Annotated in this window: 16 protein-coding genes and 1 pseudogene; 11 read left to right on the forward strand and 6 right to left on the reverse strand. The window is 69.3% G+C overall.

The features are described from left to right. Positions 1-17: 17 nt before the first annotated feature. From ACFYSH_RS03970 to ACFYSH_RS03985, 4 genes are all read right to left on the reverse strand, one after another. Positions 18-452 carry a hypothetical protein gene (locus ACFYSH_RS03970; RefSeq protein WP_359470599.1) on the reverse strand — a complete coding sequence of 145 codons (435 nt, stop codon included), beginning with the start codon at positions 450-452 and terminating at the stop codon, positions 18-20. After that, on the reverse strand, positions 449-2,572 hold the full coding sequence (locus ACFYSH_RS03975) for an integrase (RefSeq protein ID WP_388750794.1): 2,124 nt from the start codon (positions 2,570-2,572) through the stop codon (positions 449-451). Before ACFYSH_RS03975 ends, ACFYSH_RS03970 begins: the two co-directional genes overlap by 4 nt. Beyond that, positions 2,569-4,341, reverse strand: a complete 1,773-nt coding sequence (locus tag ACFYSH_RS03980) for a hypothetical protein (protein WP_359470594.1) — start codon at positions 4,339-4,341, stop codon at positions 2,569-2,571. The genes ACFYSH_RS03975 and ACFYSH_RS03980 overlap by 4 nt, the downstream gene beginning before the upstream one ends. A gap of 77 nt (positions 4,342-4,418) precedes the next feature. Then, a complete protein-coding gene (locus ACFYSH_RS03985; RefSeq protein WP_359470591.1) occupies positions 4,419-6,017 on the reverse strand; it encodes an integrase in 1,599 nt (532 codons plus the stop codon). Between the two features lie 59 nt (positions 6,018-6,076). Between ACFYSH_RS03985 and ACFYSH_RS03990 the strand changes: the two are divergent. The 3 genes and pseudogenes from ACFYSH_RS03990 to ACFYSH_RS04000 form a co-directional block, all read left to right on the forward strand. Beyond that, positions 6,077-6,385: pseudogene (locus ACFYSH_RS03990) on the forward strand (NUDIX domain-containing protein); the annotation flags it as partial. A 128-nt stretch (positions 6,386-6,513) separates the two neighbouring features. Further along, positions 6,514-6,951 (forward strand): ATP-binding protein, encoded by a 438-nt coding sequence (locus ACFYSH_RS03995; RefSeq protein ID WP_359470589.1) that lies wholly within the window; start codon positions 6,514-6,516, stop codon positions 6,949-6,951. Between the two features lie 193 nt (positions 6,952-7,144). Continuing rightward, positions 7,145-9,715: a SpoIIE family protein phosphatase gene (locus tag ACFYSH_RS04000; RefSeq protein WP_388750850.1), complete on the forward strand. Its 2,571-nt coding sequence runs from the start codon at positions 7,145-7,147 to the stop codon at positions 9,713-9,715. A gap of 24 nt (positions 9,716-9,739) precedes the next feature. Here ACFYSH_RS04000 and ACFYSH_RS04005 read toward each other — a convergent pair whose 3' ends face one another. Together ACFYSH_RS04005 and ACFYSH_RS04010 are read right to left on the reverse strand one after the other, a co-directional pair. Then, positions 9,740-10,453 carry a PspA/IM30 family protein gene (locus tag ACFYSH_RS04005; RefSeq protein ID WP_359470586.1) on the reverse strand — a complete coding sequence of 238 codons (714 nt, stop codon included), beginning with the start codon at positions 10,451-10,453 and terminating at the stop codon, positions 9,740-9,742. An 81-nt stretch (positions 10,454-10,534) separates the two neighbouring features. Then, a complete protein-coding gene (locus ACFYSH_RS04010) occupies positions 10,535-12,643 on the reverse strand; it encodes a TPM domain-containing protein (protein ID WP_388750851.1) in 2,109 nt (702 codons plus the stop codon). Positions 12,644-13,026: 383 nt separating this feature from the next. On the opposite strand from ACFYSH_RS04010, the gene ACFYSH_RS04015 reads away from it, so the two are divergent. From ACFYSH_RS04015 to ACFYSH_RS04050, 8 genes are all read left to right on the forward strand, one after another. Next, positions 13,027-15,309 carry an ABC transporter family substrate-binding protein gene (locus ACFYSH_RS04015; RefSeq protein WP_388750797.1) on the forward strand — a complete coding sequence of 761 codons (2,283 nt, stop codon included), beginning with the start codon at positions 13,027-13,029 and terminating at the stop codon, positions 15,307-15,309. Between the two features lie 334 nt (positions 15,310-15,643). Beyond that, a complete protein-coding gene (typA, locus tag ACFYSH_RS04020) occupies positions 15,644-17,518 on the forward strand; it encodes a translational GTPase TypA (protein ID WP_359470580.1) in 1,875 nt (624 codons plus the stop codon). A gap of 585 nt (positions 17,519-18,103) precedes the next feature. After that, entirely contained in the window at positions 18,104-19,738 is a 1,635-nt protein-coding gene (locus tag ACFYSH_RS04025) for an ABC transporter substrate-binding protein (protein WP_359470577.1), read from the forward strand. A 168-nt stretch (positions 19,739-19,906) separates the two neighbouring features. Then, positions 19,907-20,839 (forward strand): ABC transporter permease, encoded by a 933-nt coding sequence (locus ACFYSH_RS04030; protein WP_359470575.1) that lies wholly within the window; start codon positions 19,907-19,909, stop codon positions 20,837-20,839. Next, complete coding sequence (locus ACFYSH_RS04035) at positions 20,832-21,779, forward strand: ABC transporter permease (RefSeq protein ID WP_359470573.1); 948 nt, start codon at positions 20,832-20,834, stop codon at positions 21,777-21,779. Before ACFYSH_RS04030 ends, ACFYSH_RS04035 begins: the two co-directional genes overlap by 8 nt. An 11-nt stretch (positions 21,780-21,790) precedes the next feature. Then, positions 21,791-22,849: an ABC transporter ATP-binding protein gene (locus tag ACFYSH_RS04040; RefSeq protein ID WP_359470570.1), complete on the forward strand. Its 1,059-nt coding sequence runs from the start codon at positions 21,791-21,793 to the stop codon at positions 22,847-22,849. Continuing rightward, on the forward strand, positions 22,842-23,984 hold the full coding sequence (locus ACFYSH_RS04045) for a dipeptide ABC transporter ATP-binding protein (protein ID WP_359470568.1): 1,143 nt from the start codon (positions 22,842-22,844) through the stop codon (positions 23,982-23,984). The genes ACFYSH_RS04040 and ACFYSH_RS04045 overlap by 8 nt, the downstream gene beginning before the upstream one ends. A 155-nt stretch (positions 23,985-24,139) precedes the next feature. Continuing rightward, positions 24,140-25,768: an ABC transporter substrate-binding protein gene (locus ACFYSH_RS04050; protein ID WP_359470565.1), complete on the forward strand. Its 1,629-nt coding sequence runs from the start codon at positions 24,140-24,142 to the stop codon at positions 25,766-25,768. Positions 25,769-25,782 lie beyond the last annotated feature (14 nt).

Raw genomic sequence — 25,782 nt, forward strand, 5'->3', positions numbered from 1 at the left:
TTGGGCGGGGCCGGTGTTCAGCGTCCGCGGGCCGGCCTCCGTCGGGCAGGCAAGTTGGTGACGCGGGCTGGGCCGATCCCTTCCCGCGTGGCGTGCAGTTCCAGAGCGAGTTCGGCGATCAGCCGGCGGAGGGCCGCTGTCACTTCGCGTTCCTTGCCCAGTGCGGATGTGGCCTCAGTCAGCTTCTCTCGCAGCTGGGTGTTCTCCGTAGCGAGCGACTCGGCGACGGCTGGGGTGTGGTTCCGTGCCCTCGCCCTGCCTTGGAACTCTTCCACGAGGTCCTTGTGGTCGCCGTAGACGACGTCTCGGCGCAAACCGGACTCACGCAGTAGCTCGGTGACCGTGAGACGGCCGGTTTCCGAGTGCAGGGGGGCGCCTTCCAGGAGGCGGTCGGCTGCGGCTCGGAGCGCGGAGCGTTCGGCGCTGAGGTCGCGGGGGCGGCGGGTGGTCATGCCGGAGCTCCTTCGGTGCGGTTCCGCTCGTGACGGTGGATGAGCGAGGTGATGCGTTCGGCCTGGGCCGCGGCCCTGTCACGCAAAGGCTGGGGCGCCAGCGGGTCGGACGCTGCCGCCTCCCAGTCGCGGAGGGTCTGCTTACGGTGGGCGATGTCCCGGTCGGTGAACGCGAGATTGGTGCAGTTGGACCGGCACTCGCTCTCGTCCGGGCCAGTCGGCTCGGGCAGGCCCTGGGCGAGGCGGGCTGCGCGGCAGGCGGCCGTTTCGGGGCGCCAGACGCAGGTCATGCCCTCTCCGTGGTGCACCTGGGGGTCCGTGCCGGCCAGGAGCCGCGCGGCGCTGCGGGGGCTGATGACCGTACGGCCGGGGAAGTCGGCCGAGTCGGCGACCCGACGGCGGTATTCGTCGGCAGAAGGCCCGCTGACGTGCTCGCCTGCCGCGAGTCGCTGGGCGTCGTCGCTGATCTGCTCCAGGACGAGTTCGAGCTTCTCGACCGCGATGTCCTGGAGCCAGTCGGTGTCCGGTGCGCCCGCATAGTTGAGCGTCACCTTGGTGTCGACATGGCCGTACTGGAGGGCTGCAGCGATCAGGCCGCGTGGGCGGCGGACGATGAAGCGGGCCAGCGTGCGCCGGAAGCGGCTGGCGTTGAGATTCCCTGACGGGTCCGCAGGGATGGGATCGGTTCCGTCTGCGCGGCGAAAGGTCTCGTTCACCCAGCTCGCGAAGTGCGTGATGGCGTGGTTGATGGAGCCGCAGGTACGTGCGCGGGCGTCTGCAGCGGGATCGGCGCCGCTGTGGAGCTGGGCAGGAAACAGGTACGGCTTGTCGTGCAGGGATTCGAGCAGGGCGATGGCGTCGTGCACGGGGGCGACTACGACCCAGGGGCGCAGAGGTTCGGCGGATTCCGGCGCGTCGGGGGAGCGGTCGTAGCCCTTGCCCCGTCGACCGTTGACCAGGAGTTGCCCGGTCGCCTCGTCCGTGCTCCGGCAGCCGCGGCGCAGGGAGAGCACCTCCCCGGGACGCATGCCGGACAGGTAGCACACCACGATGAACAGGGCGCCGCTCAGGAGCCGCCACAGTCGGGGGAGTTCGTGGACGGCGAGGGGAGTGTCCCGCCAGGGACGTCCCTGGATCCGGCCGGTGATCGTACCCACGAAGCTGTCGGACGCGACGGGCAGCTGCTGCCCTGAGACCAGGCGCTGCTGTGCGGTGCTCAGACCTCCCTCGCAGGGCAGCCCGACAAGGCGCTGGACATGGTTGTAGTTGTTCTGGTGAGGGCTTGATCCAGGGAGCCCGGGAAGGGGCGTTCCCGTGCGGCGGCAGTGGTCCGCGTATGCGATCAGGCGGTCACCCACGGGGCCGGAGTAAGCCGTTTGGGAAGGATGCTCGCACAGTCTCAGCTCGGTGTACTCGCGCCACGCGGCACAGATGTCCGGACCGATCTGGTCGACCATCAGCAGAGCCCAGGCCAGGATTGGCTCCATCGTTTCGTCCTGGATACGGGGCCTTTTGTTCTCCCCCTTCGTGGCCCTCAGTCCGACGAGGGCATTGGCGGTCAGGCCCTGCCAGGGATACTCGGTGTTCAGGCGGCACGGTTCTGGCACCAGGTCGCGGAAGAGCCACAGGGTGCGTACCGCGCACACGGCGTCCGCCTTGCGCGCGGGCGACTTGGCCAAGCGCAGCACATGACTGAGGTACTCGGCGAGGTCCCGCTCGGTCACGTCGGCGATACGGGCGAAACAGTGCTCCGACATCCAGTGGGCGAACAGCTGGAGGTCTGCGGTGAGGATGGGCAGCGAGCCGATTCCGGTCAGCGAGGCCGCTGATTGTCGGCCGCTGGGCTCGACCGGCTGCGGATGGTCCAGGACGGCCAGAAGCACTGCGCGGAACTGACGCCGAAGTGGCTCCGGAAACGGAAGAAAACTGATGTTGCCGACCTTGGTGTGCGGGTCGGGATGAGAAGGGCGGATGTTCCACACGTCGTCACCGAAGCGGGACAGGTCAGCAGTGTCCGTGCCGAGCCGGACGGGCCGGTTGCGCAGAACGGGCACGTGGTCGGCCGGCCAGGGCACCGATTCGGCCGCAGGGATGGGGACGGAGGACGCGAGAGTGGTCATCGCAGGTCGGTCCGTCCGCTGAGGAGCGTGTCGATCAGAGCAGCGTGCCGGGTTGTGACGGCGACGCGCGCGGCGGTCTGCTCGGCGGTGCTGTAGTGGTCGAGGATGCTCTGCAACCTCGCCAGGGGCAGCGCATAGCGGGCCTGCCAGGTCTGGGGATCAAGGTTCGGCCGGAGCGCTGCCAGCCGATCGTGCAACGCGATCTGTACAGGCAGTTGGTGCGGCAGAGCACGGGCGTTGGCGCAGTTCAGGCAGCCGTTCAGGAACGAGGCAGGGCAGGCCTCGCCAACCGGGGCATGAGGGCTCTCATGGTGGTCGCGGCAGGCGACGACGCCGGTGTCCCGTTCCCCGGAGGCCATGCTCTTCAGCACCTCCGGAGCGAGCCCGGCCTCGGTGGCCGCCGCGTCCGGATCCTGGGTGGCGAGCGAGAGCAGCCGAGGAGAGAGCACCGCGACCTCAGCCGCGGTGCGGGCCTTCGCCACCTGCTCCTCCAGCGCCTCGGCCACCACTTTCCGGCTCTGCTCGCGCACCGTCTCGCTGCGCCGGAGGTAGTGGTCGCGCAGGGTGTTCCGGCTGTGCGACACCGGGCGGCGCTGGATCTCCAGTGCCGTCTGACGGATGCGGCGTACGTCGATTCCTGGCAGTCCGTTCTCGCCGTCACGGGTGACCGGCGGGAAACCTCGGGACCTGGCCCATCGCTCGACACGGATCTCGTCCGACCAACAGGACCCCTGCCCGCCCCGGTCGCTGGCGCGGCGGTTGACGAATGCCCCGGTGCTGCCAGTGAGCCACCGGGCGGGAGCGGTCAGTTCGAGCAACAGGTCGTAGACCCGCAACGGGGAGTGGAACAGCGGCTCGTCACTGGATGCCTGCTCAAGGACGGAACTGAGGGACGCGGGCAGGTCCTCGACGGCGGCTACCCAGTGTTCCGACTCAGGGCCACGGCGAGGTTTGCGCTGTTCCACCAGCGCAACGGACGAGGCTCCCGTCCGGCCGTCCGCCCGGCGGTACACGGCAGGCCATTTCGCCACCGTGCCGAGGTTCTCAGCGGTCAGCGCGGCCAGGAGCAGGGCGAAGGCGCCGGCCTCCTGCTGGGACAACGACAGCCTGCGCATCACCGACACCACGCCGCCGTGCCGTTTGACCTCGGCAGTTCCTTCTCCGTCACGAGCGCGTGGCACATCGCCGCTGGTAGCGAAGGTGTCCAGCAGACCTCCGAGTTCGGCCTCGGCGGTACCCGCCTTGAGTTCGCCCGCGCGGAACTGTTCCAGGAGCCGCAGGCCGCCCCGGATGCGGTCCCGGCACAGCCGGACATCCCGCCGCAATGCGGTCATGATCTGCTGCCATTCGGCCTCGGAGTACGCCGTGACCTGTTCGGACACCCGCAGTACGGGCAACCGGGTCTGGAACAGCTCACGCCGTGCCGCTTCCGGGAGCTTTGTGCAGCCGCGCAGTACGGTCCGCAGGCGGGCCATGCAGGTCCGGCGGGCCTGCGGATCCTCGTACCGGGACGTGAAGGCCCGGACGTGCTCGGCCGTGATGTCCGACGGATGCCTCGGCGGCGGCTCGCACTCCGCGAGGGACCGAGCGAAGTCTCGTACGACCTGGTAGCCGGTGCGGAAGGACTTCGCGCGCTTCACTCCGCTGCGGGTACCCGCGCGCTCGGCCAGCCGCTGGACCAGCCAGTCCCGTACCGGCTCCGACACCGGCAGGTCGGAACAGTCGAACCGGACGGTCCGCCCGGTGCTCTCCTCGTGAAACAGCACCACCGCGCCCGACACCCCGCCCGGCAGTCGCTCGGGCGGAGCCCAGCCGGACGGAGGAAGCGCCGCTCTGCGCCCGCCCCTCACCGTGCCCCCCCACCCGCGACGACCGGCCCCACAACCGACCCGCCGTGACGTGCGAAGATCCGCACCAGCGTGTCCACCCCCGACCGCTCGTCGTCGTCCAGGAGCGCCATCAGGTACGAAACCTGCAGGCCGGTGAAAGGCTCCAGGTAGTACTCCCGCGTGGTGTCGGGATGCCGGTGCCCGAGCAGCGTGGCCAGCTGCAGCCAGATGTCGCCGAGCTGATCACGGAAGTCATCGATCTCGTCGGGGGAGAAGCCCTCCAAGCGGCGCTCCTCCAGGAGCGAGAGGATCGAGAACCACTTCAGAGCGAAGGAATGTCGGCACATGTGGGGCGTCATCCACAGGGGACACTCTCGCCGCACATGGTCCCGCTGTTCCTCGCCCAGCCGCTGGTCGGGGTCGGTCTTGCGCAGCCAGGCCTCGGCCACCCGCCGGTTCGCGGCGTCGAAGGTGTCCTCCCAGCTGTGCGGCTTCTTCGGCAGGCCGTTCACCGACAGCCACACCCACAACGGCTCCAGGCCCTGCGGCGTCCGGCGGAACAGCAGTCGACGCTCGTCCGGCGCCAGCTCGTCCAGGGCCACCGTTTCCGGACCGTCCGCCGTGGCCACGCGCAGCTTGCGGGCGCGGGAATCGTGGCCGGTGACGATGCGTACGCCGCTGAGCCGGTCGTACCGCCCCTCCCGCTGTGCCCTGCTGATCACCTCGGCCCGGGAGCCCTCCAGCGGATCCAGATATCCCTCGACCGACCGCAGCACCTGCCGGGGAATCCAGTACGTCCGGCCCTCGCACCCACCCTTGACGCACTTGGCCGCGAGCCACGCCGTCCCCATCCGCTCGCTGCCCGAACCGGGTAGCTCGACGTCGAGTACGCTCGCCCACTCGCGCAGCCGCAGCCCGGTCCCGTACAGGCCGTCGACGAAGGCCGTGTCCCTGTCCTCGTTGAACCCGCCGGTCTGCCGCCCCGCGCGCCTCAGCCCATCGAAGCCGTATCCGCGCAATCCGATGTCACGCCACTGCTCCAGGGCCTCTCGCAGCAGCCACTTCACCTGGCGACTCGCCGAACCGGCCGGGCGCAGCGGATCACGGCGCCCTCGGCCGTACGCCTGCCGCGTGGCTGCCTCGTCGTCGGACCGTACGGTCGCGACCGGGTTCGTGATGCCGAACCTGGAGCTTGCCCAGCCATAGAAGCTGTTGAGCCCGGCCCGGTCGGTGTCGAACGACGTCGGCCGTACCCGCTCTGTGTTCCGGCCGTCGGTGATGCGCCAGTCCTTGAACGCCTCGACGTCCTGGACCGTGGCCCTGTCCCAGGCAGTGCCGATGGCGTCCAGGAAGTCCAGCCACACCACGAGCGTGTACGCGTAGCGCCGCCAGGTCCCGGGCTGGGACGCCGCCATGCGGCCCTCCCGGAAGAAGAGGTTGATCCGGGAGTCAGGGCGGCCCGACGGCGGCAGGATGACGGGGGTGCCGTGCCGGGCTCCATTACGGATGGCGCGGGTGTGCAGGTCTCCGAAGGCGGAGAGGCCCAGGGCTTCTGCGTCGGGAGGTGGGGAGTGGAAGTCGTAGAAGTCGACGGTCCAGCGTTCCAAGACGTTCACGTGCGCAGCTCCGAGAGTGATGCGTAATGAACCGACAGATGAGAATAGCCTAGAGAACGGGCGGCAAGCTCGAGCCGGGCGAGAGCGGCGAGCAGGCGCTCGTACGGGAGCTCCGGGAGGAGCTCGGCGTGGAAGCGGAGCCTCTGGCGCGGATCCCGGGGGAGTGGCCGCTGAAACCCGGCTATGTGCTCAGGGTGTGGACGGTCCGGCTGCTGTCGGGCGAGCCCAGCCCGCTGGAGGACCACGACGAGCTGCGCTGGCTCGCCCCGGACGAGACGGACACCGTCGACTGGCTCGACCAGGACCGCCCCGCCGTGGCCGAAGCCGTACGCCGCCTGCGGGAAGCGCTGCGGGCCTCGCGGGCCTGAGCGGCGCCGCACGGGAGACGTACACCCGTACGCCCCATGGGCCCCTGTGAGCGGTAGGGTGCGTCGAATATCGGGTATGTGCCGATTATGCCCTTGAACAGGGTGCGCCCCGCTGCCGGCCCTGGGAAGTGATCGGCGTGACCGATACCGAAGGCGATTGTGCCGAGTGGAGTTTTCCGGCGGTGCCGGGCTCCGTGCGCAGCGCCAGGCACGCGGTCCGTGACGCACTGCACCAGGAGGGATTCGACGCGGCGGTGGGCGATGTCGCCGTACTGCTCGTCAGTGAGCTGGTCACCAATTCCCTGCGCTACGCGTCGGGCCCCATCGGCGTCCGGCTGAGGTGGCCGCACCACGATGGCGAAGGCCCGGGCGCGGGGCCGGAGGGCCGGGGCCTGCTGGTGGAAGTCTCTGATCCGGTTCCGGATACGCCCACCGAACGTACTGCCGGACCCGATGACGAAACGGGCCGCGGGCTGCAGCTCGTGGCCTGTTCCGCGCGCCGCTGGGGGACCCGGCGCGGAAAGAGTGGCAAGACCGTGTGGTTCGAGCTCGCTCTGCCTGGTTAGGAGTGGGAAGGGACGCACAGCGATCACCGGAGGTCGGGCAGGACCTGGCTGAAAGGGACTGAGACCGTGCTGTGATCGTGAACGCCGTGCCGGTGAGGCCCGTAGTGCTGAATACTGCGGGCAGGACCGGTCCGGTGTGTGAGCTGGAGGGGACGGTCGCGTGAGCGAGATACCTGGGACGGCGGGCGACGTCATGTGGCAGAGCAGCCCGCCTGGCTCGATCTATGACTACATAAAGGTCGCGTCGTTCTCGATCGGGGCCGACGGACTGATCGAGCAGTGGAGCCGGCGTGCCGCCGGTCTCTTCGGCATGGCCTCCGAAGAGGTGGTGGGCAGGGACCCGGTCAAGGCGTTCATGCCCGCCGAGGTGCGCCCCGACGCCCACCGCAGAATCGGCGAGATCCTGGACGGCAAGGAGTGGACGGGCCTCGTCCCGTTCCGGATCCCGGGTGAGAACGGGGTGCGCGGGCTCGCCGAGATCTATGTCATGCCGAGCGAGACGGAGGGCGGTGAGCGCGCCGCGCTCTGCATCGTCGTCGACGTCCGGGCACTGCGGCACATCGAGACGGACCTCGCCGCCTCGCAGGCGATTTTCGGCCAATCTCCCTTCGGTTTTGTCCTCTTCGGGACCGACTTCACCGTCGTGCGGGCCAACAAGCGGTTCGCCACCGTCTTCGGAGGCGAGGCCGACGACCACCGCGGCCGCACGGTCGACGACTACCTGGCCCGCCCCGAGGCCGAACGTCTCTCCGCCACGCTCAAGCGCGTCCTGGAGACCGGCGACGCCGTCACCGATCTCCAGCTCGTCGGCACCCCACCCGGCACCACGGGCCGGCGCCACTGGTCCATGAACCTCTACCGGGTGCACAGCGGCTCCGGGCGTCCGGTCGGTATCGCCGGACTCGCCACCGACGTCACCCAACGGCACATCGCCGCCCGCGAGGCGGCCAGTGCCCGCCGTAATCTCGCCCTGCTCAACGAGGCCAGCGCGCGCATCGGCAACTCCCTCGACCTGGAGACCACCGCCCGGGAACTGCTCGACGTCGCCGTGCCCGGCTTCTGCGACCTGGCCTCCGTCGATCTCTACCAAGGACTGCTCACCGGTGAGGAGGCCGCGCCCGGCAGCTGGGGCAGGCACCACCAGGAGTCCGGTAGCGGCTCGGCGGAGCTGCGCCGGGTCGCCCACGCCAGCGCCGTGTCCGACGCGCTCCCGGGCATCCTCACCGGCGGCGGTGCGGAAGCGGGCGGGGACACGGGCCCGCCCGCGCTCGGCGCGGTCCACCGGTACCCGTTCCACTCGCCGTGTGCCGTCGCCCTGCGCACCGGCCGGCTCGCGGACGTGCCCGGCGACGGGAGCGGCTTCGTCCACTCCACCCTCGCCGTGCCGATGGTGGCGCACGACATCGTCGTCGGCCTCGTCCAGTTCTCCCGGACCAAGGGCAGTGAGCCCTTCGGTGAGCGGGACCGCGCCCTGGCCACCGAGCTCGCGGCCCGCGCCGCCGTCTGCATCGACAACGCCCGTCTCTACCGCCGCGAGCACGAGCGGGCCCTCATCCTCCAGCGCAGCCTGCTCCCGCCGGGCGACCCCGAGGCGGCCGGCCTGGACATCGCCTGCCGCTACCTTCCCGGCAACACGGCGACCGAGGTCGGCGGCGACTGGTTCGACGTGATCGAACTCCCCGGCCACCGCACCGCCCTGGTCGTCGGCGACGTGATGGGCCGTGGACTGCGGGCCGCCGTCGCCATGGGTGAACTGCGCACCGCCGTACGCACACTGGCGCTCCTGGACCTGGAACCCGCCGAGGTGCTCTCCGCCCTCGACGAGGTCGCCCGAGGCCTCGGCACCCCGGGCGGCGGAGGGCGCAGTGAAGGCTTCGGCGGCGGTGGTGGCGCCCAGTGGCCCTCACGGGCCGCCCACAAGTCACGCGAGGCGGACCTCGCCGAGGTGTATCTGGCGACCTGTGTGTACGCGGTGTACGACCCGGTCACCCGGCGGTGCACCTTCGCCAATGCCGGCCATCTCCCCCCTGTGGTGGCCGAGCCGGGCGAGGCCGCCCTGCTGCTCGACGTACCGCCGGGCATGCCGCTCGGCGTCGGCGGCGAGCCCTTCGAGGAGGTCGAGGTGGAGCTCAAGGAGGGCTCGCTCCTCGCCCTCTACACCGACGGGCTCGTCGAGTCGCGCGACCATCCGCTCGACGAGGGCCTCGACGCCTTCCGGCAGGCTCTCACCGAACCGTCACAGCCCCTCGAAGACGTCTGCGACCATGTGCTGGCCACCCTCGACACCCGGCACGGCGAGGACGACATCGCCCTGCTGATGGCACGCATCCAGGGCCTGGCCCCGGACGCGGTGGGTGACTGGCGGCTTCCGCGTGAGCTCCGCTCGGTCTCCCGGGCCCGCGAGCTGGCCCGCGCACAGCTCGCCGCCTGGGACCTCGACGACCTGATCGACACCACCGAACTGCTCGTCAGCGAGCTGGTCACCAACGCCCTGCGCTACGGCGAGGGTGAGATCCGGCTCAGGCTGCTCCGCGACCGTACGCTCGTCTGCGAGGTGTGGGACGCGGGGCTCGTCCAGCCCCGGCGCCGGCGTGCACGCGACACCGACGAGGGCGGGCGCGGGCTGCAACTGGTCGGGCTGCTCAGCGCGGCCTGGGGATCACGGCGCACCCCGCGCGGCAAGACGGTGTGGTTCGAGCTGGCGCTCCCCGACGGAGCGCCCGCCGCCGAACTCTCCGTGGAGCAGCTGCTGAGCATGTACTGACCGGCCGCCCGGAAGACGCCTCGTTCACGGGGCGGATTTCAGGGCGGCGAGCCGGGCCTCGATCTCCGCACTGTCCCCGAGGCTGTCCAACTGCTCGAACTGGGCGTCCAGGGACGAGGAGGCGAGTTCCTGCTTGCCCACCGCCCTCGCCTCCTCGCGCCGCACCTTGTCCTCGAAGCGGCCGAGCTCGCTCGTCGGGTCCATGACGTCGATGCTCTTCACGGCGTCCATCATCCGGTTCTGCGCCTGCGCGGACGCCGCGCGCGCGACCAGTTCGTCCCGCTTGGACTTCAGCTGGGTCAGCTTGTTCTTCATCTGGTCAAGGCCTGACTTCAGCTTGTCCACCACCACCGTCTGCGAGGCGATCGTCGGCTCGGCCGTCTTCGCCTCCTGCTCCGACTGCAGCTGCCGCCCCAGCGCCACCTTGGCGAGGTTGTCGAACGTGTCGGCGTCCACGCCCGAGCCCCCGGCCCTCAGCTCGTCGGCCTTCCGGCTCGCGGCGAGAGCCTTCCGGCCCCACTCCCGGGCCGCGTCGACGTCCTCCCGGTGGTCCTCCTCCAGCAGCCTGAGGTTGCCGATGGTGGTGGCCACCGCCTGTTCGGCCTCCGCGATGTTCGCGGTGTAGTCGCGGATCAGCTGGTCCAGCATCTTCTGCGGATCCTCCGCCTGGTCGATCAGGGCGTTGATGTTGGCCCGCGCCAGCTGGGTCACCCGGCCGAGAACGGTCTGCTTGGTCATGGCACCTCTCCTAGTGAGCGAGAACTCCCGAGGTCCCGTCGTACGCGTGGGGCGTCCGGCGGGGCACACCTGTACAGGGCGTCAGAAGCGGCCTCCGCCGCCCCGCCGGCCACGGGTCCCTCCGCCGCCGAAGCTGCCCGGACCGCCGCCGAAGCCCCCGCCGAACCCCCCGCCGCCGAAGCCGCCACCGAACCCGCCCCCCAGGCTCCCGCCCCGCCCGCCGCCGAGCAGCCCGCCGAGGATGATGCCGCCCAGCACGGCGCCGCCCGTGCCGCCACCGCCGCGCGGACCGCCGAAGTCGTCCTGGTCGCGGTAGCCGCGCACGTCCTGCTCGGCCAGGCTCCGCGCCTGCGTGGCCAGCGCGTCCGCCTGCTGAGCCTCGGCCAGGGCGGCCCGGGGGTCGTTCGCCGAGGACAGTTCACCGGCCCTCTCCCACCGCCGCTGGGCCTCCGCCAGCCGGGTGCGTGCCTGACTGCCCACCGCGCCCCGGTTGGTGGTGATGAAGTCCGCGGCGGCACCGATGGCCGCGCGCGCGGTGAGCATCGCCTGGTCGAGCAGCGAACGGGCCCGTCGGCCGCCCTGCTCCCGCTCACGCGCTCCGGCCAGTGCCTCGTCCAGCGCCGCGTCGGCCTCCTCCACCCTGCGCAGCGCGTCGACGGGGTCGTACGGGCCGGAGGAGAGCTCCTCCCGCACAGCGCCGACCACCGCCTCGGCGCGGGCGGCCCTGCCCCGCAGATCGGCGGTCGGCACACCCTCCGGGGTGCCGTCGAGCAGGCCTCGGGCGTCGGCGAGGTCCGCCTCCGTCTCGGTGAGCGCCCCCGGCAGCCTCTCCGCCGCCTCGGCCAGTTCCCCGGCCCGACGGTCGACCCCGTCCACCAGGGTGGACACCTGCTTGATCGCCCCTTCGGCGGCGCGGACGTACACCGCGGCCCGGGCGTTGTCACCGCTGTCCACGGCCTGGCGCGCCTGGTCGAGGGCGGAGGTGGCGAAGGCCATCCGGTCCTCGGCCTGTTCGATGTCCCCGGCGGCGGGGGCGGCCGCCGACTCGGCGTAGCTGTCCCGCATCGCGCCGAGGGCCGTCTCCGAGGCGGAGACGCGTGCGATCAGCTCGCGGAAGGTGGTCTCGGCGGTGGCCACGGCCTGTGGGGCGGTCCGTTCGAGGGCGCGCAGCCGGTCGAAGTCCTCGGACATGGCGTCCAGGCGCCCGTTGGCGTCCGCGCAGCGGCCGATGATCTCGTCGAGCATACGGCGCCGGGTCGCGTCGTCCTCGGGGAAGGCGTCGTCCAGCTGCTGTCGCAGCCGGAAGGCCGCCGTCAGCCCGGCCTTGGCGTGCTGGACGGCGGAGGCGAACGGAGCCGCCTGCTCCTCGCCGAACTGCGCCGTGGCGAAGCCGAGTTCCTCCTCGCTGGTGCGCACGGCGTCGTCCGTGTCGACCAGGTCCTCCTTCGTACGCGCGTCGAGTTCGGGCAGCGGAACAGGCGGCTCGGCCGCCCCTCCGGCCTCCTGACCCCAGCCGCCCGCGGCGGCGGGCGTGGTCCGGGACGTCGCGCGCCGCCTGCGGCGGGCGAAGGCGAAGGCGGCGACCGCCGACGCCACGACGACCACGGCAAGGGGCACGATGAGGCCGGCCGCGGCTCCGCTGTCGGAGCCGCCTCCGGGGTCCGCGGCACCCGGCGTGACGGCGGGCGCCGGGACGGGATCGCCGGCGAGCACCGCGGCGTAGCCGTTCGCGGCGCCGATGGCGGCTCCGGCCCAGTCGTTCTGACGGAGGGCCGGCTCGACGGCGGTGCCGGCCACCTCCTGGAGCTGGGCGTCGGTGAGGCGCGTTCCCTGGTCGACGGAGTAGGCGTACCGGCGGTCGTGCGTGGCCACGGCCAGCAGCACGTCCTGCTGGCCGAGGCCGTTGCGGTTCGCGGTCTCGTCGGTCCAGGTCCGGGCGTCGCGACCGGAGAAGTCACGGACGTACACCACGAACAGCTGGACGCGGTGCTCTTCGTACAGACGGTCCAGAGCGGCTTCGGTCTGCGGTTCGCGGTCGCCGAGTGCCCCCACCTCGTCGGTGATCTGCCCGTCACGGGACAGGGTCACGGGGTCCTCGGCCCGGGCACCCGGGGCGCCCGGCAAGGCGATCCAGAGCACCGCCGCCAGAGCGGCGAGAAGGATCCTGCCGGGTATCGAAGGCCGGGACATCCCGGTACGGCGCGCAAGCGGCATCACATTCGGGAGGCTATGTCCGCCTTCCGGTGCCCGCGACCCGGCGCCGCAGGGCGCTCCCGCTTCCCGCCGCCCGGGAGGCCGCTCCTGCTTCCCGCCGCCCGGGAGGCCGGGGAGAGCGTCCCCACGCACGCCGCCGCCTCGTGGGACTCCTCTGCCGACCGCCGTCGGGCCGCCGCCGAACCAGGGCCGTACGGGTGGCTTCCGCGGCCCCACCGGCCGCGCCTGCCCCCCTCCGCGCGTGCGGGTGCATTCGCTGGATCAGCGAATCGGTCCGATCAACTGCAAATGCCACCAGAACGCATCATCCGGTCCCTTCCGGTACGGGGTGGACCGGGCCGGCCCCGGAGGTATCAGCCATGGCCCACGTCGGCGTCCCACGCGGGACGGCCCGAAAGCGCCGCTCGGTCGCGCTCCTGGCAACAGGTGTGCTCACGCTCCCGGTACTGGCGGGCTGCACCTCGGGCAGCGAGGGCCCCACCTCCGTGGCCGTCCCGCAGGACATCGCCCCGGCCTCCCGGGACCAGGTGACGGAAGGTTCCTCCCTCACCTGGGCGATCGACGCGGTCCCCGCCACCCTCAACGCCTTCCAGGCCGACGCCGACAGCGCGACCACCCGGATCACCGGAGCCCTGCTGCCCTCCCTCTTCCCCATGGACGCGCAGGGAGAGCCCAGGCTCAACCCGGACTACCTGGAGTCGGCGAAGGTCATCGAGCAGGAGCCCAGGCAGGTCGTGCTCTACAAACTCAACCAGCAGGCGGTGTGGAGCGACGGCCGGGAGATCGGCGCCCCCGACTTCGTCGCCCAGTGGCGCGCCCTGAGCGGCAAGGACTCGGCCTTCTGGACCGCACGCAACGCGGGCTACGAGCGGATCGAGAAGATCGAACGCGGCAAGGACGACCTCCAGGTCCGGGTCACGTTCTCGAAGCCGTACGCCGACTGGCGCTCGCTGTTCTCGCCGCTGTACCCGAAGGAGGTGACCGGGTCGCCCGGCACCTTCAACGACGGCGCGCGGAGCGCCCTCAAGAACACCGCCGGGCCGTTCCGGCTGCGCGGCGTGGACAAGGACGAGGGAACGGTCGTGCTCGACCGGAACCCGCGCTGGTGGGGCGACGAGGCCAAGCTGGAGTCCCTGGTGTTCCGCGCGGTCGAGCCGGCGAAGCGCACCGAGGCGCTGACCGAGGGCACGGTGGACGTCGCCGACGTCGACGCGGCGACGGCGGACAGCATCGCCCGTGCCGCCCGCTACAGCAGCGGGAACGGCGGGCCGCCCGCCCACGGCCCCGGAGCCGACATCACCCCCGCCGCGGCCCTGCGGTCCTGGGCGCTGGCCCACGGGTCGGACGAGGAGGCCGCCGAGACGGCGCAGGCCGCCCGTGAGAAGAACCGGGAGGCCATCGCCACCTACGCCGCCGAGCAGAAGTCGCTGCGTGGTTTCGCCGTACGCAAGTCCCTGGAACCCGCCTACACGCAGCTCGCGCTGAACGGCGAGTCCGGGCCGCTCTCCGACGAGCGGGTACGCCGCGCCATCGCCCGCACCCTGGACCGGCAGGAGCTCGCCGACACCGTACTGAAGCCGCTCGGCCTGCCCGCGAGGCCGCCCGGCAGCCACCTGGCCCTGGCCGGGCAGCCCGGCTACAAGGACGGCAGCGGGGCGCTCGGGGAACGGGACACCAAGGAGGCGCGGGCGCTGCTGGCCGACGCGGGATGGACCCCGGGCGGCGCCCTCCGCAAGACCGAGGGCACCGAGGCGGGCAGCGAGGCCGAGGAGAAGAAGGCGACCGAGGAGAAGTCCGAAGAGAAGTCCGAAGAGAAGTCCGAGGAGAAGTCCGAGGAGAAGAAGGCGACCGAGGAGAAGTCCGGACAGGAGAAGTCCGGGAAGGCCGCCGAAGCGGAGAAGGACGACAAGGCCTCGCGGGAAGAGGGGACGTACATCGTCGGTGACGACAAGCCCGGCGACCGTCCCGCCGGTGATGCCGAGATCACCGCCCAGGACAAGCAGCCCGGCGGAGCCGCGGGCGCCTACGCCCCCGCGGGAACCGCCGCACCGGCCCCCGCCTCGCTCAAGGACCGACTCGGCAAGGGCGGCAAACCGCTGACCCTCCGTTTCGTCCTGCCCTCGGGCCCCGGGTCGCAGGCGCTGCGCACTGTAGGGCAGAAGATCGTCGCCATGCTGGACTCGATCGGCATCAGCACGCAGATCACCAAGGTCGACGACGACAGCTACTTCACGGACCACATCGCCTCCGGTGACTACGACATGGCGCTCTACTCCTGGCCCGCCACCGCCTACCCGGCGACCGACGGCCGTCCGATCTACGCCAAGCCGGAGCCCGCCACCGACGGCTCGCTGCTCGTCGAGCAGAACTACACACGGGTCGGTTCGGACCACATCGACCAGCTCTTCGACCGGGCGGTCTCCGAGCTCGACGCCGACGCGTCCAGGGACCTGCTGAAGCAGGCCGACGCACGGATCTGGGCCGCCGCAGGATCGATTCCGCTGTATCAGAGGCCACAGCTCGTCGCCGTCGACAAGAAGCTGGCGAACGTCGGAGCCTTCGGCTTCGCCGCACCCCGCTACGAGGACATCGGATTCACCGGGCGACAAGCGGCAGGTTCCCCCGCGAATCGGAAGAAGTAGCAGGTCAAAGCCACACGCAAAGCTCAGATGCAGCTCAATTCCCTTGCCCGCCGGAGGCCCCGGCGGGCAGGGTGGTGTCTGCCCAGACCCGGGCTGCTCGTCTTCTCACACCCCTTGCCGTCCGGCCGCCGAGCGGCTGGACGATGGCGTAATACCAGCTGAATATCGGCTGAATTGTGGCTGTGGCCGTGTCCTGCGGATCGGCCCGGGAAGCCCCGGACCCATCGGGCCCGTACCATTGGACTAGCCGTGGCGTGCCGCCCGGCGGGCGTACGAGGACTCGAGACCGACTGAGACGCCTGATCCCACGATCCGAGAGAAGCGCTAGCCACCCATGCCCACGCGCCACGACATCCGTAACGTAGCCATCGTCGCCCACGTCGACCACGGCAAGACCACGCTGGTCGACGCCATGCTCAAGCAGGCGGGCGCCTTCGCCGCGCACGCCGCCGAGAACCTCGACGAACGCATGATGGACTCGAACGACCTGGAGCGTGAGAAGGGCATCACGATCCTCGCCAAGAACACGGCGGTGAAGTACCACCCCAAGGACGGCGGGGACCCGATCACGATCAACATCATCGACACCCCCGGCCACGCCGACTTCGGCGGCGAGGTCGAGCGCGGTCTGTCGATGGTGGACGCGGTCGTCCTGCTCGTCGACGCCTCCGAGGGGCCGCTGCCCCAGACCCGCTTCGTCCTGCGCAAGGCCCTGACCGCCAAGCTGCCGGTCATCCTCTGCATCAACAAGACGGACCGGCCGGACTCCCGGATCGCCGAGGTCATCGACGAGACCTACGACCTCTTCCTGGACCTGGACGCCGACGAGGACCAGATCGAGTTCCCGATCGTCTACGCCTGCGCCCGTGACGGCGTCGCGTCGCTGACCAAGCCGGAGGACGGCACCGTCCCCGCGGACAGCGACAGCCTGGAGCCCTTCTTCACGACCATCCTCTCCACGGTCCCCGCGCCGGAGTACGACGAGGACGCGCCGCTGCAGGCCCACGTCACCAACCTGGACGCCGACAACTTCCTCGGCCGTATCGCGCTGTGCCGCGTCGAGCAGGGCGAGCTGCGCAAGGGCCAGACCGTCACGTGGATCAAGCGTGACGGCAGCATGTCCAACGTCCGCGTCACCGAGCTGCTCATGACCGAGGCGCTCACCCGCAAGCCGGCCGAGATGGCGGGCCCGGGCGACATCTGCGCCGTCGCCGGTTTCCCGGACATCATGATCGGCGAGACCCTGGCCGACCCCGAGAACCCGATCGCGCTCCCGCTGATCACGGTCGACGAGCCCGCCATCTCCATGACCATCGGTACGAACACCTCGCCGCTGGTCGGCAAGGGCGGCAAGGGCCACAAGGTCACCGCCCGCCAGGTGAAGGACCGTCTGGACCGCGAGCTCATCGGTAACGTCTCGCTCCGCGTCCTCGACACCGAGCGCCCGGACGCCTGGGAGGTCCAGGGCCGTGGTGAGCTCGCGCTCGCCATCCTGGTCGAGCAGATGCGCCGCGAGGGCTTCGAGCTGACCGTCGGCAAGCCGGAGGTCGTCACCAAGCAGGTCGACGGCAAGACGCACGAGCCGATCGAGCGCATGACCATCGACTCCCCCGAGGAGCACCTCGGCGCCATCACGCAGCTGATGGCGACCCGTAAGGGCCGCATGGAGACGATGACGAACCACGGCTCGGGCTGGGTCCGCATGGAGTGGATCGTTCCCTCCCGCGGTCTCATCGGCTTCCGCACGGAGTTCCTGACCCAGACCCGCGGCACCGGCATCGCGCACTCCATCTTCGAGGGCCACGAGCCCTGGTTCGGGGACCTGCGCACCCGTCACAACGGCTCGCTGGTCGCCGACCGTTCGGGCACGGTGACGCCGTTCGCGATGGTCAACCTCCAGGAGCGCGGTGTCATCTTCACCGAGGCCGGCACCGAGGTCTACGAGGGCATGATCGTCGGCGAGAACTCCCGCGCCGACGACATGGACGTGAACATCACCAAGGAGAAGAAGCTCACCAACATGCGTGCGGCGTCCGCGGACACCACGGAGAACGTGGTCCCCGCCCGCAAGCTCTCCCTGGAGCAGTCCCTGGAGTTCTGCCGCGAGGACGAGTGCATCGAGGTGACCCCGGAGACCGTGCGCATCCGCAAGGTCGTCCTGGACGCGAAGCAGCGTGGCCGCACGGCCTCGCGCGCGAAGAACGGCTGACCCGCCGCTCCCGGCTGACCGGAGCCGGGTCGACGCCTGAGCGGAAGGGGTTCTCCCTTCCGCTCGAGGAGTTCGTGTCGACGTCGACCGGTACGGCCGCGAACACCTAGGGCGCGTTTCGAAAGTCCCACCTGCCCCATCCGCCCCACCGGGCGCACCGATGGCGGCCGCCGAACCACGGGTTCGGCGGCCGCCACACGCCGTTGTGGGGGGTCCGCACCGAGGTTTCGGGACGTCAGGAAGTCAAGGCCATTTCAGGGGCGAAGCGTCCGGATATCGGGCGTCGCTCTCCGGAACATGTGTTAACGGTCCGTTTCGGGGGTGTCTGTCTGGGATCGCTTTGTCCGGATTTCGGGCAACCACCCCTTCTCGATGTTGTCAAACCGAGACCCTTTAAGTGTGGTTTACAGCCCGGTGTTCCTTAATAGTTGGCTCCATTGAGCTCGGGTCAATGGGTCGTCGCACTGTGGGGAGTGCGGACTCACGAGCACACTCGGGGCACTGAAACGATCGCCGTCAGGGGTGTCGGTTGATCTCTCCAGTGCCCCTCTTGTAGTCAAAAGTGGACTCATGAGGAGGAAACCCATGCGCGGTGCCAAGAGCGCCAAGTGGGTCGCGGGAGCGGCCATCATCGCCCTGGCCGCGACTGCCTGTGGCGGCGGCGACAGCGGTGACGGTGACAAGAGCGCCAAGGGTGCTGTTGACCCCGACGGCATATTCTCGGTCGAGGTCGGTGAGCCGCAGAACCCGCTGCAGCCGGCCAACACGATGGAGTCGAACGGTGCCATCGTCACCGACTCCATGTTCTCGCAGCTCGTCGACTACGACCCCGCGGGCAAGCTTGAGATGATCAACGCCGAGTCGGTCGAGACGACCGACTCGAAGCTGTGGACCGTCAAGCTCAAGAAGGACTGGAAGTTCCACGACGGGACTCCCGTCACCGCCGAGTCCTACGTCAAGGCGTGGAACTGGGCCGCGAACGTCAACAACGCGCAGACCAACGCGTCGTGGTTCGCCGACATCAAGGGCTACGCCGATGTCCACCCGGACAAGGAAGGCGCCAAGCCGAAGGCGGACGCCATGTCCGGCCTGAAGGTCGTCGACGACCACACCTTCACCATCGAGCTCAACGGCGTGCTGCCGTACTTCTCGTACAAGCTCGGCTACACCGTCTTCTCCCCGCTGCCCGAGTCCTTCTACGCGGACCCGGCGGCCGCCGGTGAGAAGCCGGTCGGCAACGGCGCGTACAAGTTCGAGAGCTGGGACCACAAGAAGCAGATCAAGGTCGTCCGCAACGACGACTACAAGGGTCTCGACAAGGCGAAGAACGGTGGTGTGATCTTCAAGAACTACACCACCCTCGAGACCGCCTACGAGGACCTCAAGTCCGGCAACGTCGACGTGCTGCGCCAGATCGGCCCGAAGGACCTCCCGGTCTACCGTGCCGACCTCGGTGACCGCGCCGTGGACGAGCCGTACTCGTCGATCCAGACGATCGCCGTCGCGTTCTACACGGACCAGTTCAAGGACATCGACCCCAAGGTCATCCAGGGTCTGTCCATGGGTATCGACCGCGACACCATCACCAAGACGGTGCTCCAGGGCACCCGTGAGCCCGCCACCGGCTGGGTCGCGCAGGGTGTCCTCGGCTACCAGGAGAACGCCGCGGGCGACGTCACCAAGTTCGACCCGGCGAAGGCCAAGGCCCTCATCAAGGAGGGTGGCGGTGTCCCCGGCAACGCCATCTCCATCCAGTTCAACGCCGACGGCGGACACAAGGAGTGGGTCGAGGCTGTCTGCAACAGCATCACCCAGTCCACCGGCGTCAAGTGCACCGGCGACTCGAAGGCCGACTTCCAGGCCGACACGAACGCCCGTGACGACAAGCAGGTCAAGTCGCTCTACCGCTCCGGCTGGGTGCTCGACTACCCGATGAACGCCAACTTCATCAGCGACCTGTTCCGCACGGGTGCCGCCGGCAACCAGGGTGACTTCACCAACAAGGACCTCGACGCGAAGATCAAGAAGGCTGACTCCGCGGCGACCCTGGACGAGTCCGTCAAGGAGTACCAGGCGATCGAGAAGGAGCTGGTGAACTACATGCCCTCCATCCCGCTCTGGTACTACAAGGTCAACGCCGGCTACTCGGAGAACGTCCAGAACGTCGAGTACGCCCAGGACGGCGACCCGATCCTGACCGGCGTTCAGGTCACCAAGTAACAACCGACGTAGTCCGTGGGCCGGTGCGGAACCGAAGCTGACTTCGGTTCCGCGCGAGCCCGCAGCCGTGGCCGGGGGGCCCTTCCACGCCGCTGACAGTTCCTGAGAGGGGTGTCGGCGGCGGGGGAGGGCCCGTCGGCTGCCGCTTGCCTATTACATGGAGGCACGATGGGGCGCTATGTCGCACGACGACTGCTCCAGATGATCCCGGTTTTCATCGGGACGACTCTGCTGATTTTCCTGATGGTCTACACACTGCCCGGCGACCCCGTGCGGGGACTTTTCGGGGACAAGGGCGCCGACCCGGCGACCCTCGAGGCCATGCGTCACAAGCTCGGACTCGACCAGCCGATCCTGGTGCAGTACTGGGAGTACATGAAGGGCATCGTCCTTCACTTCGACTTCGGCACCCAGATAGCCAGCGGGCGCCCCGTCACCGACGTACTCGGCGACGCGTTCCCGGTCACGCTGCGGCTCGCCGGCATGGCGTTCGTCCTCGAGATCGTCCTCGGCATCGGTCTGGGTATGGCCGCGGGTCTGCGCGCCGGCCGCCTGACCGACAACGTCGTCCTGGTCTTCACGCTGCTGATCATCTCGATCCCGGTCTTCGTCCTCGGCTTCATCGTCAAGTCGGTCTTCGCCTTCCAGCTCGACTGGATCGCGCCGAACGTCTCGAACGACGCCACCTGGGGTGAACTGATCGCCCCGGCCGTGGTGCTCGGGTCGTTGTCGCTCGCGTACGTCGCACGGCTGACCCGTACGACCATGGCGGAGAACCTGCGGTCGGACTACATGCGTACGGCCGTGGCCAAGGGCCTTCCCAAGCGCCGCATCGTGGGTGTGCACCTGATGCGCAACTCGCTGATCCCGGTCGTCACCTTCCTCGGCACCGACCTCGGGGCCCTGATGGGCGGCGCGGTCGTGACCGAAGGCCTGTTCAACGTGAAGGGCATCGGAGGCACCATCTTCGAGTCGATCGTCCGGCGCGAGGGCACCACCCTCGTCGGACTGGTCACCATCCTGGTGCTCGTCTACCTCTTCATGAGTCTTATCGTCGACCTGCTGTACGCGGTCCTGGACCCGAGGATCCGGTATGCCTGATGTGACCAAGACCGCTCCCGAAGTCGAGGACGCCAAGGCGCCCATCGCCGACCCGTCGGCCGTCGTCAAGGCCGAGAAGGCACGCAGCCTCTGGGGCGACGCATGGCAGGACCTGCGCCGGAACTGGTACTTCATCATCTCGGCCGCACTGATCGTGCTCCTGCTCGTGATCGCGGCCTTCCCGGGCCTGTTCACCAGTGCCTCACCCACGACGGGTGACCTGGTGCACCACTTCCTGGGCAAGCCGGAGCTGAGCAAGATCGGTTCGCCGGAGTGGTTCGGCTACGACGGCCAGGGCCGCAGCGTCTACGCGCGTGTCATCCACGGCACCCGCGCCTCGGTGATCGTCGGTGTCTCGGTGACCCTCGTGGTGACCTTGTTCGGCGGGCTGATCGGCATGCTGGCCGGCTACTTCGGCGGCTGGGTCGACGCGGTGCTCTCCGGGTTCACCAACATCTTCCTCGGACTGCCCTTCCTGCTCGGCGCCATGGTCGTCCTGCAGGCGTTCACCGAGCGCACCATCCTGGTGGTCATCTTCGCCCTCGCCTTCCTCGGCTGGACCCAGATCGCGCGCGTCATGCGCGGCGCCGTGATCACCGTGAAGCAGGCGGACTTCGTCCAGGCGGCCCGGGCGCTGGGAGCCGGTACGAGCCGGATCCTGTTCCGGCACATCCTGCCGAACGTCCTCGCCCCCGTGATCGTCGTCGCGACCATCTCGCTCGGTGTCTACATCTCGGCCGAGGCGACCCTGTCCTACCTGGGTCTCGGCCTGGCCTCGCCGACCGTTTCCTGGGGTATGGACATCTCCGGTGGTTCGAGCCAGATCCGGGTGGCCCAGCACATCCTGATCTACCCGTCGATCATGCTCAGCATCACCGTTCTGGCGTTCATCATGCTCGGCGAAGCCGTCCGTAACGCCCTCGACCCGAAGACGCGATAAGGAGGGCGCACGTGACCACCATCGACAAGACCGCAGAGGTCCCGTCCGCGCGCTCGGGAGACGACCACGTCGGCCCGCTGCTCGAAGTCCGTGACCTGCACGTGGAGTTCCACACCAGGGACGGCGTGGCCAAGGCCGTCAACGGGGTCAACTACAGCGTGGACGCCGGGGAGACGCTCGCCGTCCTCGGTGAGTCCGGCTCGGGCAAGTCCGTGACCGCTCAGGCGATCATGGGCATCCTCGACATGCCGCCCGGCAGGATCCCGCAGGGCGAGATCTTCTTCCGCGGCCAGGACATGCTCAAGATGTCCGCCGAGGAGCGCCGTCAGATCCGGGGCCGGAAGATCGCGATGATCTTCCAGGACGCCCTTTCCTCGCTGAACCCGGTGCTCACCGTGGGCTACCAGCTGGGCGAGATGTTCCGCGTGCACCAGGGCATGTCCAAGAAGGACGCCAAGGCCAAGGCCATCGAGCTGATGGACCAGGTCAAGATCCCGGCCGCCGCGGCGCGGGTGTCGGACTACCCGCACCAGTTCTCCGGCGGTATGCGCCAGCGCATCATGATCGCCATGGCGCTGGCCCTGGAACCGGACCTGATCATCGCCGACGAGCCCACCACGGCCCTCGACGTGACCGTTCAGGCCCAGGTGATGGACCTCCTCGCGGAGCTGCAGCGCGAGTACAACATGGGTCTGATCCTGATCACGCACGACCTGGGTGTCGTCGCGGACGTCGCGGACAAGATCGCCGTGATGTACGCGGGCCGGATCGTCGAGACGTCCCCCGTGCACGAGATCTACAAGGCGCCCGCGCACCCGTACACCAAGGGCCTGCTCGCGTCGATCCCGCGCCTGGACCAGAAGGGCCAGGAGCTCTACGCGATCAAGGGGCTCCCGCCCAACCTGCTCCACGTGCCCTCGGGCTGCGCGTTCAACCCGCGCTGCGCGATGGCGCAGGACATCTGCCGTACGGACATCCCGGCGCTGCTGCCGGTGACGGGTACGGACGGCACCGAACTGGCCGGCCGCCACAGCGCCTGCCATTTCTGGAAGGAGACGCTCCATGGCTGACATCGGCAAGGAGCCCACGGACGCCACCCCCAACGTCACCGAGGTGACCACGGTGGACGCGGCGACCGAGGACGCGGCGGTCGCCGCGATCGACGCGCCGGTCTCGCAGGGCGAGCCCATCCTCCAGGTGCGCAACCTGGTCAAGCACTTCCCCCTGACCCAGGGCATCCTGTTCAAGAAGCAGGTCGGTGCGGTCAAGGCCGTGGACGGGATCTCGTTCGACCTGTACGCGGGCGAGACCCTGGGCATCGTGGGCGAGTCCGGCTGTGGCAAGTCCACGGTCGCCAAGCTCCTGATGACGCTGGAGAAGGCAACCGCCGGTGAGGTCTTCTACAAGGGCCAGGACATCACCAAGCTGTCCGGCCGCGCGCTGAAGGCTGTACGCCGCAACATCCAGATGGTGTTCCAGGACCCGTACACCTCGCTGAACCCGCGTATGACGGTCGGCGACATCATCGGGGAGACCTTCGAGATCCACCCCGAGGTGGCTCCGAAGGGCGACCGGCGCCGCAAGGTGCAGGACCTGCTGGACGTCGTCGGTCTGAACCCGGAGTACATCAACCGCTATCCGCACCAGTTCTCCGGCGGACAGCGCCAGCGCATCGGGATCGCCCGCGGTCTCGCGCTCAACCCGGAGATCATCATCTGCGACGAGCCGGTCTCCGCGCTCGACGTGTCGGTGCAGGCGCAGGTCATCAACCTGATGGAGAAGCTCCAGGACGAGTTCAACCTCTCCTACCTCTTCATCGCGCACGACCTGTCGATCGTCCGGCACATCTCGGACCGGGTGGGCGTCATGTACCTCGGCAAGATGGCCGAGATCGGTACGGACACGGAGATCTACGACCACCCGACGCACCCCTACACCCAGGCGCTGCTGTCGGCGGTTCCGGTCCCGGACCCCGAGGCCCGTAACGGCCGTGAGCGGATCATCCTCTCCGGTGACGTCCCGTCGCCGGCGAACCCGCCGTCGGGCTGCCGCTTCCGTACACGGTGCTGGAAGGCCGTGGACAAGTGCGCCACCGAGATGCCGCTGCTGGCGGTCCCCGAGCGCTTCAAGGGCTCGGACTCCGCGGCGGCGCACGAGTCGGCGTGCCACTTCGCCGAGGAGAAGGACGTCGTGCACGCGGCGTGATGTCCGCTCCGCCCGACCAGGACGCCCGGCCCCCGCGAGGGGCCGGGCGTCTTCGCGTTCCGGCAGCCCGTACGGCGGACAACGACATGCGACGACGTGTCAAATGGGGTGATATAAGGCATTGAGCCATATAAGGGAACCCTAGGAGGCACTCCATGCGCGGAGCCACACAGGCCAGGTGGGCCGCATGCGCCGTCGCCGTAGCCCTGACGGCCACAGCGTGCGGCGGCGGGGACAGCGGTGGCGGCAGTGGCGCCGACGGGATCGTGAGCTCATCCTGGGGCGACCCGCAGAACCCCCTGGAACCTGCGAACACCAACGAGGTCCAGGGCGGCAAGGTCCTCGACATGGTCTTCCGCGGACTCGTGCGGTACGACCCGAAGACCGGCGAGGCCAAGAACGAGATCGCGGAGAAGATCGAGTCGACGGACTCGCAGAACTTCACGATCACGATCAAGGACAACTGGACCTTCAGCAACGGCGAGAAGATCACCGCCAAGTCCTTCGTGGACGCCTGGAACTACGGCGCCGCTCTGAAGAACAACCAGAAGAACGCCTACTTCTTCCAGTACATCGACGGTTACGACACGGTGCACCCCGAGTCCGGCAAGGCGTCCGCGGACACCCTCTCCGGCTTGGAGGTGGTCAACGACACGACCTTCACGGTCAAGCTGTCGCAGAAGTTCTCGCTCTGGCCCGACACCCTCGGCTACGCCGCCTTCGTGCCGCTGCCCGAGGTCTTCTACACCGACCACGACGCCTGGCTCTCCAAGCCGGTCGGCAACGGCCCCTACACCGTCGACCAGTACGCCAAGGGCTCGTCGATGAACCTGCGCCGGTGGGACGACTACCCGGGCGCGGACAAGGCGCAGAACGGCGGCATCGACCTCAAGGTCTACACCGACAACAACACCGCCTACACCGACCTGACCGCGGGCAACCTCGACCTGGTCGACGACGTACCCGCCTCCCAGCTCAAGAACGTCGAGGCGGACCTGGGCGACCGGTACATCAACACCCCGGCCGGCATCATCCAGACGCTCGCCTTCCCGTTCTACGTGAAGGCGTGGGACACACCGGGTGCGGTCAAGGTCCGCAAGGGCCTGTCGATGGCGATCAACCGTGACCAGATCACCAACCAGATCTTCCGGAAGACCCGCACCCCCGCCTCCGACTGGACCTCACCGGTCCTCGGCGCCGAGGGCGGCTTCAAGAAGGGCCTGTGCGGCGCCGCGTGCGCGTACGACAAGGCGGAGGCCAGGAAGCTGATCGAGGAGGGCGGCGGCATCCCCGGCGGCCGTCTCACGATCTCGTACAACGCCGACACCGGCTCCCACAAGGAGTGGGTCGACGCGGTGTGCAACAGCATCAACAACGTCATGGGGAACAACAAGACGTGCGTCGGCGGGCCCGTCGGCACCTTCGCCGACTTCCGCAGCCAGGTCTCCACCCAGAAGCTGACCGGTGCCTGGCGCGCCGGATGGCAGATGGACTACCCGCTGATCCAGAACTTCCTCCAGCCGCTCTACTACACCAACGCCCCGTCCAACGACGGAAAGTGGAGCAACCAGAAGTTCGACGACCTGGTCGACAAGGCCAACGCGGAGAGCGACAAGGCCAAGGCCGTCAGCACCTTCCAGGACGCGGAGAGGGTCCTGGTCGAGCAGATGCCCGTCATCCCGCTCTGGTACCAGAACGGCAGCGCGGGCTACTCGGACAGGGTCGAGAACGTCTCGCTGAACCCCTTCAGCGTCCCGGTGTACGACCAGATCAAGGTCAAGTGACCCCCTGAAGCCGG

The sequence above is a fragment of the Streptomyces sp. NPDC005791 genome (assembly GCF_042871485.1).
Lineage (GTDB): Bacteria > Actinomycetota > Actinomycetes > Streptomycetales > Streptomycetaceae > Streptomyces.

Bases quoted from the DNA above. Each gene is read 5' to 3' on its own strand.
- ACFYSH_RS03970 (WP_359470599.1), bottom strand. From the start codon at position 452: ATGACCACCCGCCGCCCCCGCGACCTCAGCGCCGAACGCTCCGCGCTC.
- ACFYSH_RS03975 (WP_388750794.1), bottom strand. From the start codon at position 2,572: ATGACCACTCTCGCGTCCTCCGTCCCCATCCCTGCGGCCGAATCGGTG.
- ACFYSH_RS04000 (WP_388750850.1), top strand. From the start codon at position 7,145: ATGTGGCAGAGCAGCCCGCCTGGCTCGATCTATGACTACATAAAGGTC.
- ACFYSH_RS04005 (WP_359470586.1), bottom strand. From the start codon at position 10,453: ATGACCAAGCAGACCGTTCTCGGCCGGGTGACCCAGCTGGCGCGGGCC.
- ACFYSH_RS04010 (WP_388750851.1), bottom strand. From the start codon at position 12,643: ATGTCCCGGCCTTCGATACCCGGCAGGATCCTTCTCGCCGCTCTGGCG.
- ACFYSH_RS04015 (WP_388750797.1), top strand. From the start codon at position 13,027: ATGGCCCACGTCGGCGTCCCACGCGGGACGGCCCGAAAGCGCCGCTCG.
- typA (WP_359470580.1), top strand. From the start codon at position 15,644: ATGCCCACGCGCCACGACATCCGTAACGTAGCCATCGTCGCCCACGTC.
- ACFYSH_RS04025 (WP_359470577.1), top strand. From the start codon at position 18,104: ATGCGCGGTGCCAAGAGCGCCAAGTGGGTCGCGGGAGCGGCCATCATC.
- ACFYSH_RS04030 (WP_359470575.1), top strand. From the start codon at position 19,907: ATGGGGCGCTATGTCGCACGACGACTGCTCCAGATGATCCCGGTTTTC.
- ACFYSH_RS04035 (WP_359470573.1), top strand. From the start codon at position 20,832: ATGCCTGATGTGACCAAGACCGCTCCCGAAGTCGAGGACGCCAAGGCG.
- ACFYSH_RS04045 (WP_359470568.1), top strand. From the start codon at position 22,842: ATGGCTGACATCGGCAAGGAGCCCACGGACGCCACCCCCAACGTCACC.
- ACFYSH_RS04050 (WP_359470565.1), top strand. From the start codon at position 24,140: ATGCGCGGAGCCACACAGGCCAGGTGGGCCGCATGCGCCGTCGCCGTA.